Here is a 13,712-nt window from a genome sequence, read left to right as displayed (position 1 = left end):
GGGCGCATCCTAAGGGCATCGGCTACCCACATTCCACGGGGCTGTAAGGCTGAGTTCACGAAGCCTATGCTTGCTGCGTGGACGTTCAAGTAGGGAAACTGCCGGCACCTCCGGAGGTGAATGAAAACCTCCAACTGCCGGGCGCTCCCGTGCCCGGGATGGCGCAGGAGACGGCTGAGGATCCGGCCTCATGGGCCCGGATCCTTCCCTACGCTGCCCGGCTGAAGAAGACGTCACGCCGTAACTTCCTGATCGCCGCAGGCGCCTCCGCAGCCCTTGCCGGCGACATGCTTTTCACGCGGCACGTTCAGGCCGAACGCCGGGCAACGAAAATCCTGCGGGTCCCGGATTCGTTCTCGGACCTGTACTTCCCCCAAGCCAGCTGGATCCTGTTCCCCGGCTACAAGACCAGCTGGGAAGAAGCGCAGTGGATCCTCAATTCGCTGCGGCCCGCACTGCATCAGCGGGGCCGCCTGGCCGCCGTCGGATATTCCAACCTGGGGCTGGACGTGGACGAGATCGTCCGCGAAATCATCCTGCACGTGCGCGAGCTCAAGCTGGAGAAGCTCTATTTCTACGGCCACAGTTTCGGCGGAATGCTCGCCACGCAAGTGGCCGCCCGCCTGCTGGAACTGCACGGTGTGGAGACCCAGCTGATCGTGCTGGACTCGAGCCCCTTCAACCGTGGTGATGTCCTGGACCAGAGCTGGTTCGACGGCGTCGTCTTCCTCTACGAAAACGGCTTCCGTATCCCGTCCGTCCTGCGCGGCGGATACGAGCTGGGGGAGCGGGTTGTCCACAAAGATGAGCGCACGTGGCGCCAGATCCTTGACCAAAGCATGGAGCAGCTTTCCCCGATTGCGCCATCCAGTGTGCTGATCCAGACGGAATCCTCCTACATCTACCATTTCGATGGCTTGCAGTTCGTTGGCAAGATCGGTGGCGCGAAAATGGCGTACCTGGGGAACCCCGATGACGCCACAGTGGACTACATCTCCGCGCGGGCAGGATGGAGCAAGGTCTTCGCCGACAACATGGCGCTTCCCGTCCTCAGCACCGAAGGTGCCAGGCCAGCCCATGCCAGCCCGCAGTGGTCCGCTGATGTCTACCGCCCATTGCTGGAACGCGTGCAGAACGAGCTGCAGCCGCTGCCGCCGGAACCCGAAGAACCGTCGTACCAGGAGCCGAACGGCAACGTCGTCCGGCCAGCCTGACGCCACCTCGACGGGACGGTCCCTCCTGCTCCCGCCGAAAGTGAACTTTCGTACAACTGAGCTCTGTACTCGAGTACAGGGTGGATGCTCCCACTCCTCCGTAGCGTCGTTCTTGACAGGAAATAAGAACGAATCTCGAGGAGCGAAGTATGAACGGCCTACAGCTCGCCGGCATCAGCCGCAGCTTCGGCGACCGCAGGGTCCTCCACGATGTGGACCTCACGGTTCATCGCGGGGAGATCGTGGGATTCATCGGCGGCAACGGTGCAGGAAAGACCACCACCATGCGCGTGATCCTTGGTCTGCTGGCCCCGGAGCACGGCGAAGTCACCTGGGACGCCCTGCCGATCAGGGCCCAGGACCGGCGACGCATCGGATACATGCCGGAGGAACGCGGCCTCTACCCGCAGACGCCCGTGAGGGACCAGATCATTCACTTTGCCCTGCTCGAGGGCCACGCGATCGGCGCCGCACGGGAAGTGGCGGACGAACTCATTGACTCCCTCGGCCTCCAAGGCCGTGAGCACACCTTGGTGCAGGACCTGTCCTTGGGAAACCAGCAGCGGGTCCAGTTGGCGGTCGCCCTGGTAGGAGACCCCGCACTACTGGTGCTGGACGAGCCCTTCTCCGGTTTGGACCCCATCGCCGTCGAAACGATGTCCCGGCTCATCCGCGAACAGGCCGACCGGGGTGTAGGGGTTCTCTTCTCCTCACACCAGCTTGAGCTCGTAGAACGCTTGTGCGACAAGGTTTGCATTCTCGATCGTGGACGCGTGACCGCCAGCGGCAGTGTTGTGGAACTGCAGGATGACGGAACGAGCCGTTGGAAGCTCACGTTCTCCCGCGCGGCTGAAACGTTCGCCGCCGAAGTGTCGATGGCCCGCGGCGTCAACGTGGAGTTCTCCGCCGCCGACCGCACCACGGTGCTCGTCTCCGTGGACGGCTCAGGGCAGGATGTGCCGGCCGAAATCCTCGCGGCGGCGCAACGGCACGGCGCACTGAAGAGCATTGAGACCGCACAGCTGTCCTTGGCAGACCTGCTCGCCGGGAAAGTTGCGGCGGGCGATCCAGGTATCACCCCGGGTGCCCAGCGCTCCCTGGACAAGGTGGGAGTATCACAATGAGCACAACAACATTTGACCGCACAACCGGCGCCACGCTCACTTCCGGCAGTGGGCTACGCCAGACGCGCCTGATCATACGGCGCGAGATCCTGACCCGGCTGGGTAACCGGACCATACTCACCGCAACAGGGCTTCTCGCCCTCTTCGCCGGCGCGGTTGCCGGCATCGGCGGATGGTTCGTGGTGGACTCACTCGGTGACGCGGGGACCCTGACCTTTGATCCGCGCGCAGTCTTCGCCACCGCCATGATCAGCGCACTGCTCGCATCCCTGGTCTACTCGGCATCGAGCCTCACGTCCGGGGTGGTGGAAGAGAAGTCGTCCCGGATCGTGGAGATCATCCGGGCAGGGGTTTGACGTCAGCGAGCCACTTCGTCCTACTCATCCACCCAAGTATTACAGAGCGGCCGTTCATGTCCGGGTCACCACCACGACGCGGCGACCGGCCTCTGCAGGCCTTAGCCTCGCAGCTCGCGCAGCGATTCAACCTCGACGGCGGTCAGGCCCGCCTCCCGCAGGAACCCCCTGGCCTCGCCGAATTCGCGGGCGAAGCCGACCAGGAAGTGCCGGATGGCGGCCTCGGGGCTTTGGAGGATCATGAGGTCGGGGCTGAAATACTGCGCCGGAGTGGACGGGACGTGCAGCCGCCAGGTTTCGGCCATGACTTCCAGCATGTTCGGAAGGTTGGTGGTGGTGGCGGTGTAGTCGTTCACGACGGCTTCGTCCGAGGCCCCTGCGGCCAGAAGTGCGACAGCCGACACGACTCCCGTTCTGTCCTTGCCAAGCGAACAGTGGATCAGTGTGCGCTTTCCCTGTGCAACGGGGCGGAGGGCGTCGGCAACCCATTCAGGCCGGATGCGGATCCACCCGAGGTACAGGTCCCCAAGGTCCTCTGGAGTTTCCACCGCCTGCCGCGACCCCGCCACGGCGTTGGGGTCAAGCGGGTTATGGATGAGTTCGACGGCGGACACGTCACCGTTGCTGCCAGGCAATGAATCAGTGTGCCCGGAACCGTCGGGAATCAACCAGGGAACCAGGGAACGCTCAAGTTCGCTGCGGAGATCCATGATGGCCTGGATGCCGTGTTCTGCAAGGAAATCCGACGTTGCAGCGGCATCCAGGCCGAAGGGCTGGCTTCCCCTGAGCATCCGGCCTCCGGCCAGGGAACGCAGATTGAGCACAGCCATGTCGGGGATCCTGCCGTTAGATTTGGCTCTTGAGATCGGCGACGGAGTTCAGGACCTGGTTGGGCCGGAACGGGAAGGACACGATCTCGTCGCGCTGGGTGATGCCGCTGAGCACCAGGACGGTGTGCAGGCCGGCTTCCATGCCCGCGACGATGTCCGTGTCCATGCGGTCACCGATCATGGCAGTGGTTTCGGAGTGGGCATCGATCTGGTTCATGGCCGAGCGGAACATCATGGGGTTGGGCTTGCCCACAATGTAGGGTTCGCGCCCGGTGGCTTTGGTGATCATTGCTGCTATGGCCCCCGTGGCGGGGAGCGGGCCGTCCTTGGATGGGCCGGTGGCGTCCGGGTTGGTGGCGATGAACCGGGCGCCCGCGAGGATGTGGCGGACGGCCATGGTGATGGCCTCGAAGGAGTAGGTGCGGGTTTCGCCTAGGACCACGAAATCGGGATCAGTGTCCGTGAGGATGAACCCGGCCTCATGCAAGGCGGTAGTGAGGCCTGCTTCGCCGATGGTGTAGGCGCGGTTGCCCGAGTCCGAGGAACTGACCTGGTCCTTGAGGAACTGGGCTGTGGCCAGGGCGGATGTCCAGATGTTCTCTTCCGGGATCTCCAAGCCTGACGCACGGAGCCGTGCCGCGAGGTCGCGTGGAGTGAAGATGGAGTTGTTGGTCAGCACGAGGAAGCGCTTGGACGTATCAACCCAGCGCTGGATGAGCTCGGCCGCGCCGGGGATTGCCTGGTTTTCATGAACCAGAACGCCGTCCATGTCCGTCAGCCAGCACTCGATCTCGTGGCCGTTCCGGTACACCGATTCGGACGTCTGGGGCGTGGTTTCTTCTGCCATATTTGCCTCCGGCTGGGGTTGTTCATGCACTGCGTCCCAGTCTTTCATTATTCAGCCGCCTAAACATCCCGACGGTTTGCCTATGTGGGTAGTTCTGCCCATGTGGAAAACGCGTTTGGCTTATGTGGTGCGCGTTGTACTGCACTACGCTGGTGGCGGCGCAGGCGTGCCACACCATGGGTCGGGGGATCGGCATGGTGGACTTCATGCCGCCGGCGCTTCAGCAGGTCCCCAGTTCTGATCGTCAACCGGTTGTCCCCCCAGGCACGCCGGTTTCCCATGTGTTGAAAGGGCCTGTCATGAGCAACAACAACGGGGTGCCCCAGCCTCCTTACAATCCCGACGGCGTACCGCAGCCGCGCTATGACACCGCGCAGCAGCAATACCGCCAATACCAGCCCGGCCAAACCCAACCTCTGTATCAGCCTGAAGCGCAGCAGCCCGCGGGCCCGGAGGCAGCGCAGACACAGGCTTTCCCGGCGCAGGCCGCCCCAACGCAGACTTTTCCCACCCAGCAGTTCTCCGCGCAGCAGTTCCCCACACAGCAGGGTCACGCTGATGGCGAATTCGCGGAAACCGTCCACCGCTACCCGCAGGCGGGCCAGCTAGGTTACCCCGACGGAGATGGGCAGCCCGGCTATCCCGGCGGGAACGGCTACCCCGGTGGCCCGAACCAGCCCACCGGGCACCAGCCCGCGGGCCCCGGCCAGAGCCCGGGCGACCACAACAAGAAGGCGCTGTTCCTCATCCTCGGCGGGATCGCCGTCGTCGTGATCATTGCCCTGGTGGTGGTGTTCGCGTGGCTGGTTCCATCCATGACCAAGCCCGTGGCCGTGGAGTCTCCGGTGCCGTCCGACAGCGCGTCGGCCGAGGCGTCGGACGCGGCCACAGAACCGACTGGCGACGCAGAACCCTCCAGCGAGGCAGAACCGTCCGCGGAAGCCACGGGTTCCTCCGGCATGCCCGCCGACGCCATCCCGCTGCCCGCCGTGTGGGAAGACTTCGCCGGTCCCACCAACGTTCCTGCCGACGGCGACCCGGCGTTCAGCAAGTGGGTCACGGGTGAATCGTCCTTCCAGTACCTGGCTGAGTGGACGTACGACGAAACGTTCGGCATCACCAAGGACCCGACCACCGGCGCGGAGATCCAAAAGAAGGCACAAGGCACCTTCGAGACCGATGGAGACGGCATTGCGCTCGCCTTCGCCTTCTTCGCCGAGTCCGAAGAGGGCAAGTTCGGCAAGGATCCCGCGGACATCAAGGCAGCCATCGAGGACATTGAGTCCCGTTACAAAGGCATGACGGCTACGGAACTGCCGCAGAACCTGGTGGGCCACAAGTGCTCCTCCGACTTCCAGACCAGCATGCCGGAGATCCGCGAATTCCGCCGCGGCGCGGCCGTGGTCATCGGCTTCACCTGCCTGAACGCACGAGGCGAGGCAATCCAGGCCGTCAACCTGTTCTCCGTGACGCCATGGGGAACTCCCCAGATGCTGGGCGTCAGCGGACACAAGACCTACTGGGACGAGCACCCTGGCTTGATGGAACAACTCGCCAACTCGTACCGCATCAACAAGTGGAAGCTCACCTAGGCCAAACGGGCGGGCATCCGGGCAGGGCTAAAGTGGTGGGGTGACTGACCTTCCCCCCACAACGGCCCTGCCCACGCCCGACGGAACCACCCCCGACGGAACCACCGCTGAGGGTGAGGCTGACGCGAAGGCGGAGGTCGGCGTCGGGCCCTGGGAAGGCGAGTGGCCGGTAGGCGACCATTGGGACCCGGACCTCCTGCGTGACGGAGACCGCCGCAATGTTGTGGATAAGTACCGGTATTGGAAGCACGAATCGATCGTCGCGGACCTGGACGCCAAACGGCACGGATTCCACATCGCGATCGAAAACTGGCAGCACGACCTCAACATCGGAACCGTGGTGCGCACCGCCAATGCTTTCCTCGCCAAGGAGGTCCACATCATTGGTCGACGGCGGTGGAACCGTCGCGGAGCCATGGTCACCGACCGCTACCAGCACGTCCGCCACCACCCCACCGTTGAAGACTTCGTACAGTGGGCGCAGGGGGAGGGGCTTGCGGTGATCGGGATCGATATCTTCCCGGACTCGGTGCCGCTGGAGACTTACGACCTGCCGGAAAAGTGCGTCCTGGTGTTCGGGCAGGAGGGACCGGGCCTTACGCCGGAAGTCCACGACGCTGCGGTTGCCACGCTGTCCATTGAGCAGTTCGGCTCCACCCGGTCCATGAACGCGGCGTCGGCTGCGGCAATCGCCATGCACGCGTGGGTGCGGCGGCACGTGTTCAACCAACCCGTGTCATAGCCCCCTGCCGAGATGACACTTAATGACAATCCCAGCGCGTGGGATTGTCATTAAATGCCAACTCGCGGAGGGTGGAGAAGTGGACCTGTGGATAACCTCCTGCGCGGCTGGCCGACCGGCAAGAATGAGGCATGCGCAGGGCTGACCTTCCGGACCATCTGACCACGGGATCGTTCTCTGTGCGCGCGTCGGACAAAGCTGGCGTGACCCGTTCCCGGACCCGTGCCAAGGACTTGCTGCTGGTGTCCAGGGGAATTCGGGTGCCGGCTGCGTCTGACTCGTCCGGAGCCGCGGCTTTGCGGGCCTACACGGACCTCGATGATTCTTCCATTCTTGTCTCGTTGTCGGCAGCGCGGATCTGGAATATTCCATTGCCGGGCAACCGCAGCGGGGATTGGCGCATACACCTCGCAAGGCGACGGGGATTCAGCTTTCCCCGACGGGCGAACGTGGCGGGGCACCTCCTGACGTTCCTTCCAGACGAGACAGTTGAGTACGACGGCGTGAGGGTCACCTCGCCTGCGCGGACGTGGTTGGACCTGGCCGCGCTGCTGAGCGTGGAGGACCTTGTGGCAGCAGGCGATCACCTTGTCTGTTTCCATGGGCCGGATTTCCCGATTCCCAAAGAGGCTTTGTGCACCATGGAGGAGTTGAGCGAGATCGCGGGCCGCCATCCAGGGATGAGGGGAGTGAGGACAGCGCGGGCCGCCCTGGAGCTCATACGCGTTGGGGCCGACTCTGCCCCGGAAACCCGAATGCGACTGGCGCTCGTCAATGCCAACTTGCCGGAACCGGTGCTCAACCATACTGTGCGCGATGACTTTGGGCGGCCGGTTCTCTGGCCCGATGCCGCCTACCGCAACTACCGGATTTCGCTTCAGTATGACGGCCAACATCATGGCGGCGCCGAGCAGCATCTGCGGGACATCGAACGGCAGGAAAGGTCCCTCGCCCTTGGATGGCTGGAGGTACGGATTTCCAAGCACGACCTCGAAGGTGAGCGACCCGCCGTCGTACATAAAGTGCGCCGCGCGCTCCAAAGCCGCGGCTGGGCGCCGAGATGACACTTAATGACAGTCCCGGCGCGTGGGATTGTCATTAAATGCCATCTCGGCGGAAGTGTTAAGAGCCCCTGGTGACCCGAAACACGGCGTCCGGACGGATATCGCTAGGATGGTGCTAGCCGTAAGCGGTCTACTCCAGGGTCACAACCCTCAGTCGAATTCAGCATAGGAGTCACCATGCCCATTGCAACCCCAGAGATTTACTCCGAGATGATCGACCGCGCAAAGGCCGGCGGATTCGCCTTCCCCGCGGTCAACGTGACGTCGTCGCAGACTCTGAACGCTGCGATCCGCGGTTTCGCCGAGGCCGAATCCGATGGCATCATCCAGGTTTCCACCGGTGGCGCAGCTTACTGGTCCGGCGCTTCGGTCAAGGACATGGTTGCCGGTTCCCTCGGTTTCGCCGCTTTTGCCCGCGAAGTTGCCAAGAACTACAACGTCAACATCGCCCTGCACACGGACCACTGCCCGCAGGACAAGCTGGAGGGCTTCGTCCTTCCGCTGCTCGCCGCGTCCGAGGAAGCCGTCAAGGCCGGCAAGGACCCGATCTTCAACTCACACATGTGGGACGGCTCGCACGAGACCCTGAGCGACAACCTGCGCATCGGCCGCGAACTGCTGGAACGCGCCGCTGCCGCCAAGATCATCCTCGAAGTTGAGATCGGCACCGTCGGTGGCGAGGAAGACGGCGTTGAGAACGAGATCAACGAGAAGCTCTACACCACCACCGAAGACGCCCTCGCCACGATCGAGGCCTTGGGTGCCGGCGAGAACGGCCGGTACCTCACCGCGCTGACCTTCGGCAACGTGCACGGCGTGTACAAGCCGGGCAACGTTAAGCTCCGCCCGGAACTGCTCAAGCAGATCCAGTCCGAGGTGGGCGCCAAGATCGGCAAGGACAACCCGTTCGACCTCGTGTTCCACGGCGGCTCGGGTTCGTCCGAACAGGAAATCGCGGATGCTGTTTCCTACGGTGTCATCAAGATGAACATCGACACCGACACCCAGTACGCGTTCACCCGCCCGGTCGCCGGCCACATGTTCTCCAACTACGACGGCGTCCTGAAGGTCGACGGTGGCCTGGGCAACAAGAAGACCTACGACCCCCGCGTCTGGGGTGCTTCGGCCGAGGCCGGCATGGCAGCACGCATCGTCGAAGCCGCACAGCAGCTCGGATCTGCCGGCAAGACGTTCTGATGTCCGACGAATTCCGCAAAAACCTGATGGGGCCGGAGCCCACGCTCCTGCCCGCCGAAACCGAGGTCTACCAGCACCTGGCCCTCGGCAAGGAAGCACTCGACCTCGTGGCCAAGAACCCGACGTCGTCTCTTTTGTGGGCGATTCTCGCTGAGGAAGCCTGGGCGGAGGGCCGGACCATCGAGTCTTACGCTTTCGCCCGCGTCGGCTACCACCGCGGCCTGGACTCGTTGCGCCGGAATGGTTGGCGCGGTGTCGGTCCCATCCCGTGGGAGCACGAGCCCAACCAGGGATTCCTGCGTGCGCTCTACGCCCTGGGCCGTGCGGCGGCCGCTATCGGCGAGGCTGAAGAGCCCGAACGGATCGAGAAGTTCCTGAGCGATTCGGACCCGAAGGCCAAGGCAGCGATCGAAGCCCGCCAGGGCTGACACGACTTAGGCAAACGACGACGGCGACCCTCACCGAAAAGGCGAGGGTCGCCGTCGTCGTTAAACCGCCCAAGTAGGTCGCAGTAGTGCGCGTTATGACGGCTCAAAACGCGCACAAATGCGACTCAGTTGGGAGAGAACCGCGGCCGTCCAAGCGGGACCACCATGGGCGTGTGCGTCACGGGATCGTCGATGATGCGGCAGGCCATGCCGAACACTTCCTCCACCAACGACTCCGTGATCACGTCAGCCGGGGCACCCTCCGCCACCACGAGGCCATCCTTCATGGCGATGATATGGTCCGCGTAGCGGCTGGCGTGATTGAGGTCGTGAAGCACGGCAACCAAGGTGTGGCCCTTGTCCAGGTTGAGCTCCCGGAAGAGTTCCAGCAGTTCGATCTGGTGGGCGATGTCCAGGAACGTGGTGGGCTCGTCGAGGAGCATCAAAGGCGTCTGCTGCGCGAGGACCATGGCAACCCACACCCTCTGCCGCTGGCCGCCCGAAAGCTCATCCACGAGTCGCCCGGACAACGGCGCAACACCGGTTGCTTCCATGGCCTCGACCACAGCTGCTTCGTCGGCCGCAGACCACTGCCGGAGGAGCTTCTGGTGCGGGTACCTGCCGCGGGCCACGAGGTCTGCCACGGTTATTCCGTCGGGGGCGATGGAGGACTGGGGGAGCAGGCCAAGCCGCCGTGCGAGTTCCTTGGCGGGCACCGCGTGCACGGATTTCCCGTCTAGCAGGACCTGTCCGCTGCGGGGCTTGATGAGTCGGGCCAAGGCGCGCAGAAGGGTGGATTTGCCACACGCGTTGGGTCCCACAATGACAGTGAACAGTCCCTCCGGGATGCGCACGCTGAGGTTTTCCGAGATGATGCGCTGCTCGTAGCCGATGGTCAGGGACTCGGCATGAAGTTGCGGGACCGACGTTGTGAGACTCATGACTTCCTTGCTTCCCTGGCCAGCAGCCAGACGAGATAGATGCCGCCGATGCACACCGTCACCACACCGACCGGCAACTGGATCGGAGCGAAAAGACGCTGGGCAGCGAGGTCGCTCGCCACAAGGAGGAACGCCCCCATGAGGGCCGCCGGAACCAGCGTGATACCGGGACTTCGGGTCAGCCTGCGGGCAAGCTGCGGTGCTGCCAGGGCTACGAAAGCGATGGGACCGGCAACGGCGGTAACGGCTGCGGTCAGTGCAACGCCCAGAATCACCAGCAGCAAACGTGTTGGTTCCGCCCGGACGCCCAAGGCGCGTGCAGCGTCGTCGCCCATTTCCAACAATTGCATCCGGCGCGCGGCTGCCAGCGTGGCCAAGGCAACCACAACAACCACGACGGCGGCAGGCGCCGCTTGCTCCCACGTGATGCCGTTGAGGGACCCGGCTCCCCAAACGGCCGCCGCCAGTGCCGCTTCGAGTTCGGCTTGCAGGATGAGCCAGTGGTTGAAGGCGGCGAGCATGGCACTGATCCCGATGCCCACGATGATGAGCCGGAATCCCTGCGAACCGCGTCGGAAGGCCAGCAAGTACACGGCCAGCGCGGTGAGGATGCCGCCTGCCAAGGCACCTGCCGCGATACCGAGGTAGCCGCTGCCTAGCGTCAGCATGACGATGAGCGCCCCGGTGTAGGCGCCGGTGTTGAAGCCGATGATGTCGGGGCTGCCCAGTGGATTTCGTGTCATTGATTGGAAGATGCCGCCGCTCATTCCCAGCGCAGCACCGAACACCAGTGCAGAAAGGACGCGGGGGAGGCGCCAATCCATCACGATCGTCCGGGCGAGGCCGGGGGCTTCTCCGGTGAAGGCCTGGAGGACCTGTTGCACAGTGACGTCGTAGTCGCCCGTAGCCAGGGAAACAACAGCCACTCCAAGGGTCGCCACTAGCAACGGGATGCACACCAGCACGCTCCGAACGTCGAAGCGGAGGCTCAGGAAGCCGTTGCGAAGAAGTAACGTAGGGCGGCCAAAATCCACGCTGCGCGGTGGGCTGGCGCTGCGCGGTGGGCTGGCGCTGCGCGCCGGGTCCACGCTGCGGGTCGGGGCCGGCCGACTCACAGCCCGCTCACCTTCCGGCGGCGGGCCAGGGCGATGAGCACGGGCGCGCCGATGAAGGCCGTCACCACACCCACCTGGAGCTCGCCGGGAACGGCTATCCTGCCGACGACGTCCGACAGGAGCAGCAGGATGGGGGAGAGCAGCACGGTGCTCGCCATGATCCAGCGTTGGTCCGGCCCGACGATCCAGCGAGCCACGTGCGGAATCATCAGCCCCACGAAACCGATGGCACCCGCACCTGCCGTGGCTGCGCCGCTGAGCAGGGTAATGGCAACGACACCGAGGATCCTCGTCCGGTTGACGTTTGCCCCGAGGGACGTCGCCAGGTCGTCGCCGAGCGCAACGGCGTTGAGCCCGCGCACGCAGAACAGGGCGATGAGCAGCCCAACACCCATAAACGGCGCCACGGTTGCGACAGCTTCAATGCTCCGGGTGTCCAGCGAACCGATGCTCCACGATCGGAGGTGGTCGAAAGCCTTGGGGTTCAGCAGGGTCAGGCCGGAACCGATACCCGTGAGGACAGCGCCCAAGGCCACGCCGGCCAGCGTCAGCCGGATCGGATTCACGACGTTCCGCCCGGAGGTCCCGATCAGGTAGACCGCTGCCGTCGTGAGGATGGCCCCCGCAAAAGCAAACCAGATGTAGCCGCTGAGCGAACCAATTCTGAAGACACCGATCGCAATCACGATGGCAAAGGAGGCGCCGGCGTTGACGCCCAGGATGCCGGGATCGGCTAGGGGGTTCCGGGTAATCGCCTGGATGAGGGCACCGGCTACACCCAGGGCAACACCAACTGCGATCCCCATCAAAGTCCGTGGCAGCCGGTTCTGCAGGATGATCGCATGATCGGCGATGTCCTGGGGGTTGGTGAAGGCGTCCAGGACCGTGGCCGCCGGGATGAACTTTGAGCCAACACCCAGGCTCAACAGGGACGCGCCGAGCAGGATCACTGCGGAAACGGCAAGGAAGCTGACGCGCCAGCGGGATTTGAGTACGACGCCGGAACGTGCGGCCGCGCTGTCGGCTGACAGGGCGGTGCCGGACAATTCACCATTCTGCGGGTGGGCGGCGGGCGCCGTCGCATGGGGCATAGGGACAACCATTCCGGAGGATCGGGAAGCGTTCGTGCTGGGCAGATTCCGTGACTGCGGTCACAACGTCACGGAAGTGTGCCTTAATTAGGTTAGCCTTACTCCGTGAAAAACGACGATTCTGTAATTCAGCCGCGGAGAGCCTCGCGCTTTCGCCGTGCCGCGATGAAGGTGGCCGGTGTTGCCCTGGTGATGGGCTTGGTAGCAGGTTGTGGCACCAGCGGCAGTTCCGGCTCAGGTGCCGGCAACGCCGATGTGGCCACCGGCGGTTCCAAGTTCACCACCGCGGACCAGGAAACGGCCAAGCTCGGCACCGATGCTGCGCCCGGCGTCTTCCCCCGCACGCTGAAGCATGCCAACGGTGAAACCACCTTGGACAAGAAGCCCAGCCGCGTTGTTGTGCTCGATACCGGAGAGCTCGACGACGTCGTGTCCTTGGGCATCACGCCGGTGGGTATGGCCACCACCGAAGGCGCCAACCCGGTCCCCGGCTACCTGGCCGACAAGGTCAAGGACGTGGCTTCGGTAGGTACCATCCAGGACCTCAACCTTGAGGCAATCGCGGCACTGAAGCCGGACCTCATCCTGGGCAGCCAACTGCGTGCGGACAAGCTCTACAAGCAGCTGTCCACCATTGCACCCACGGTCTTCAGCATCCGTCCGGGCTTCCCCTGGAAGGAAAACTTCCTCCTGGTGGGCAAGGCACTCGGCGAGGAAGACAAGGCCGTCAAGGCACTCAACGAATACCAGGAGCAGGCGGACGCCCTCAAGAAGGACGTCCAGGGTGATCCCAAGATCTCCCTGGTGCGCTTCCTCCCCGGAAAGATCCGCCTGTACGCGAACAAGTCATTGATCGGCGTGATCTTGAAGGATGCCGGCCTTGCCCGCCCCGAGAACCAGGACATCGATGAGCTAGCCGCGGAAATCTCTGCCGAGAACATCGAACAGGGCGACGCTGACTGGATCTTCTACAGCAGCTACGGCGAACCTGCAGCCACGGGTGAAACCTCAGTGGTTGAAGGTGCTGTTTGGCCCACGCTCGGCGCGGTCAAAGCCGGCCAAGCCAAGGCTGTCGACGACGATGTCTGGTTCCTCGGACTCGGCCCCACAGGCGCGCAGCTGATCCTTAAGGATCTTCGGAACATGCTGGTCGGCTAACGCCCGGCATCCA

14 protein-coding genes are annotated in these 13,712 nt (G+C 64.0%); 9 read left to right on the top strand and 5 right to left on the bottom strand.

The window, feature by feature from the left end; all coding sequences use genetic code 11:
* The first annotated feature begins 77 nt into the window (after positions 1–77).
* From AB0N65_RS01305 to AB0N65_RS01295, 3 genes are all read left to right on the top strand, one after another.
* A complete protein-coding gene (locus tag AB0N65_RS01305; protein WP_364156581.1) occupies positions 78–1,214 on the top strand; it encodes a thioesterase domain-containing protein in 1,137 nt (378 codons plus the stop codon).
* A 149-nt stretch (positions 1,215–1,363) separates the two neighbouring features.
* A complete protein-coding gene (locus AB0N65_RS01300; protein ID WP_364156579.1) occupies positions 1,364–2,338 on the top strand; it encodes an ATP-binding cassette domain-containing protein in 975 nt (324 codons plus the stop codon).
* A complete protein-coding gene (locus tag AB0N65_RS01295) occupies positions 2,335–2,694 on the top strand; it encodes a hypothetical protein (protein WP_364156576.1) in 360 nt (119 codons plus the stop codon). Before AB0N65_RS01300 ends, AB0N65_RS01295 begins: the two co-directional genes overlap by 4 nt.
* Before the next feature lie 101 nt (positions 2,695–2,795).
* Here AB0N65_RS01295 and AB0N65_RS01290 read toward each other — a convergent pair whose 3' ends face one another.
* Positions 2,796–3,524 (bottom strand): tyrosine-protein phosphatase, encoded by a 729-nt coding sequence (locus AB0N65_RS01290; protein ID WP_364156573.1) that lies wholly within the window; start codon positions 3,522–3,524, stop codon positions 2,796–2,798.
* Between the two features lie 16 nt (positions 3,525–3,540).
* Positions 3,541–4,371 carry an HAD-IIA family hydrolase gene (locus AB0N65_RS01285; protein ID WP_364157006.1) on the bottom strand — a complete coding sequence of 277 codons (831 nt, stop codon included), beginning with the start codon at positions 4,369–4,371 and terminating at the stop codon, positions 3,541–3,543.
* A 299-nt stretch (positions 4,372–4,670) separates the two neighbouring features.
* Between AB0N65_RS01285 and AB0N65_RS01280 the strand changes: the two genes are divergently transcribed.
* The 5 genes from AB0N65_RS01280 to AB0N65_RS01260 all read left to right on the top strand — a co-directional run bounded on the left by AB0N65_RS01280 (position 4,671) and on the right by AB0N65_RS01260 (position 9,394).
* On the top strand, positions 4,671–5,963 hold the full coding sequence (locus AB0N65_RS01280) for a hypothetical protein (RefSeq protein ID WP_364156570.1): 1,293 nt from the start codon (positions 4,671–4,673) through the stop codon (positions 5,961–5,963).
* Positions 5,964–6,030: 67 nt separating this feature from the next.
* Complete coding sequence (locus AB0N65_RS01275) at positions 6,031–6,705, top strand: TrmH family RNA methyltransferase (RefSeq protein WP_364157003.1); 675 nt, start codon at positions 6,031–6,033, stop codon at positions 6,703–6,705.
* Positions 6,706–6,836: 131 nt separating this feature from the next.
* Entirely contained in the window at positions 6,837–7,769 is a 933-nt protein-coding gene (locus tag AB0N65_RS01270; RefSeq protein WP_364156568.1) for a hypothetical protein, read from the top strand.
* Between the two features lie 177 nt (positions 7,770–7,946).
* Entirely contained in the window at positions 7,947–8,966 is a 1,020-nt protein-coding gene (fbaA, locus tag AB0N65_RS01265; RefSeq protein WP_364156566.1) for a class II fructose-bisphosphate aldolase, read from the top strand.
* Positions 8,966–9,394 carry a DUF3151 domain-containing protein gene (locus tag AB0N65_RS01260; protein ID WP_364156563.1) on the top strand — a complete coding sequence of 143 codons (429 nt, stop codon included), beginning with the start codon at positions 8,966–8,968 and terminating at the stop codon, positions 9,392–9,394. The genes fbaA and AB0N65_RS01260 overlap by 1 nt, the downstream gene beginning before the upstream one ends.
* Positions 9,395–9,519: 125 nt before the next feature.
* On the opposite strand, the gene AB0N65_RS01255 is transcribed toward AB0N65_RS01260, so the two are convergent.
* The 3 genes from AB0N65_RS01255 to AB0N65_RS01245 all read right to left on the bottom strand — a co-directional run bounded on the left by AB0N65_RS01255 (position 9,520) and on the right by AB0N65_RS01245 (position 12,541).
* The gene (locus AB0N65_RS01255) at positions 9,520–10,335 is read right to left on the bottom strand and encodes an ABC transporter ATP-binding protein (RefSeq protein WP_364156560.1); all 816 of its coding nucleotides are present in this window, start codon (positions 10,333–10,335) and stop codon (positions 9,520–9,522) included.
* A complete protein-coding gene (fepG, locus tag AB0N65_RS01250) occupies positions 10,332–11,369 on the bottom strand; it encodes an iron-enterobactin ABC transporter permease (RefSeq protein WP_364157001.1) in 1,038 nt (345 codons plus the stop codon). The genes AB0N65_RS01255 and fepG overlap by 4 nt, the downstream gene beginning before the upstream one ends.
* Positions 11,370–11,446: 77 nt before the next feature.
* Positions 11,447–12,541 (bottom strand): iron chelate uptake ABC transporter family permease subunit, encoded by a 1,095-nt coding sequence (locus AB0N65_RS01245; protein WP_364156558.1) that lies wholly within the window; start codon positions 12,539–12,541, stop codon positions 11,447–11,449.
* A gap of 165 nt (positions 12,542–12,706) precedes the next feature.
* Between AB0N65_RS01245 and AB0N65_RS01240 the strand changes: the two genes are divergently transcribed.
* Complete coding sequence (locus tag AB0N65_RS01240) at positions 12,707–13,699, top strand: iron-siderophore ABC transporter substrate-binding protein (RefSeq protein ID WP_364156999.1); 993 nt, start codon at positions 12,707–12,709, stop codon at positions 13,697–13,699.
* The last annotated feature ends 13 nt before the right edge of the window (positions 13,700–13,712 follow it).

It is taken from the genome of Paenarthrobacter sp. NPDC089322 (genome assembly GCF_040684895.1).
Classification (GTDB): domain Bacteria; phylum Actinomycetota; class Actinomycetes; order Actinomycetales; family Micrococcaceae; genus Arthrobacter.
The sequence above is the reverse complement of the archived record's forward strand: the minus strand, read 5'-3'. Positions and strand labels throughout refer to the sequence as shown.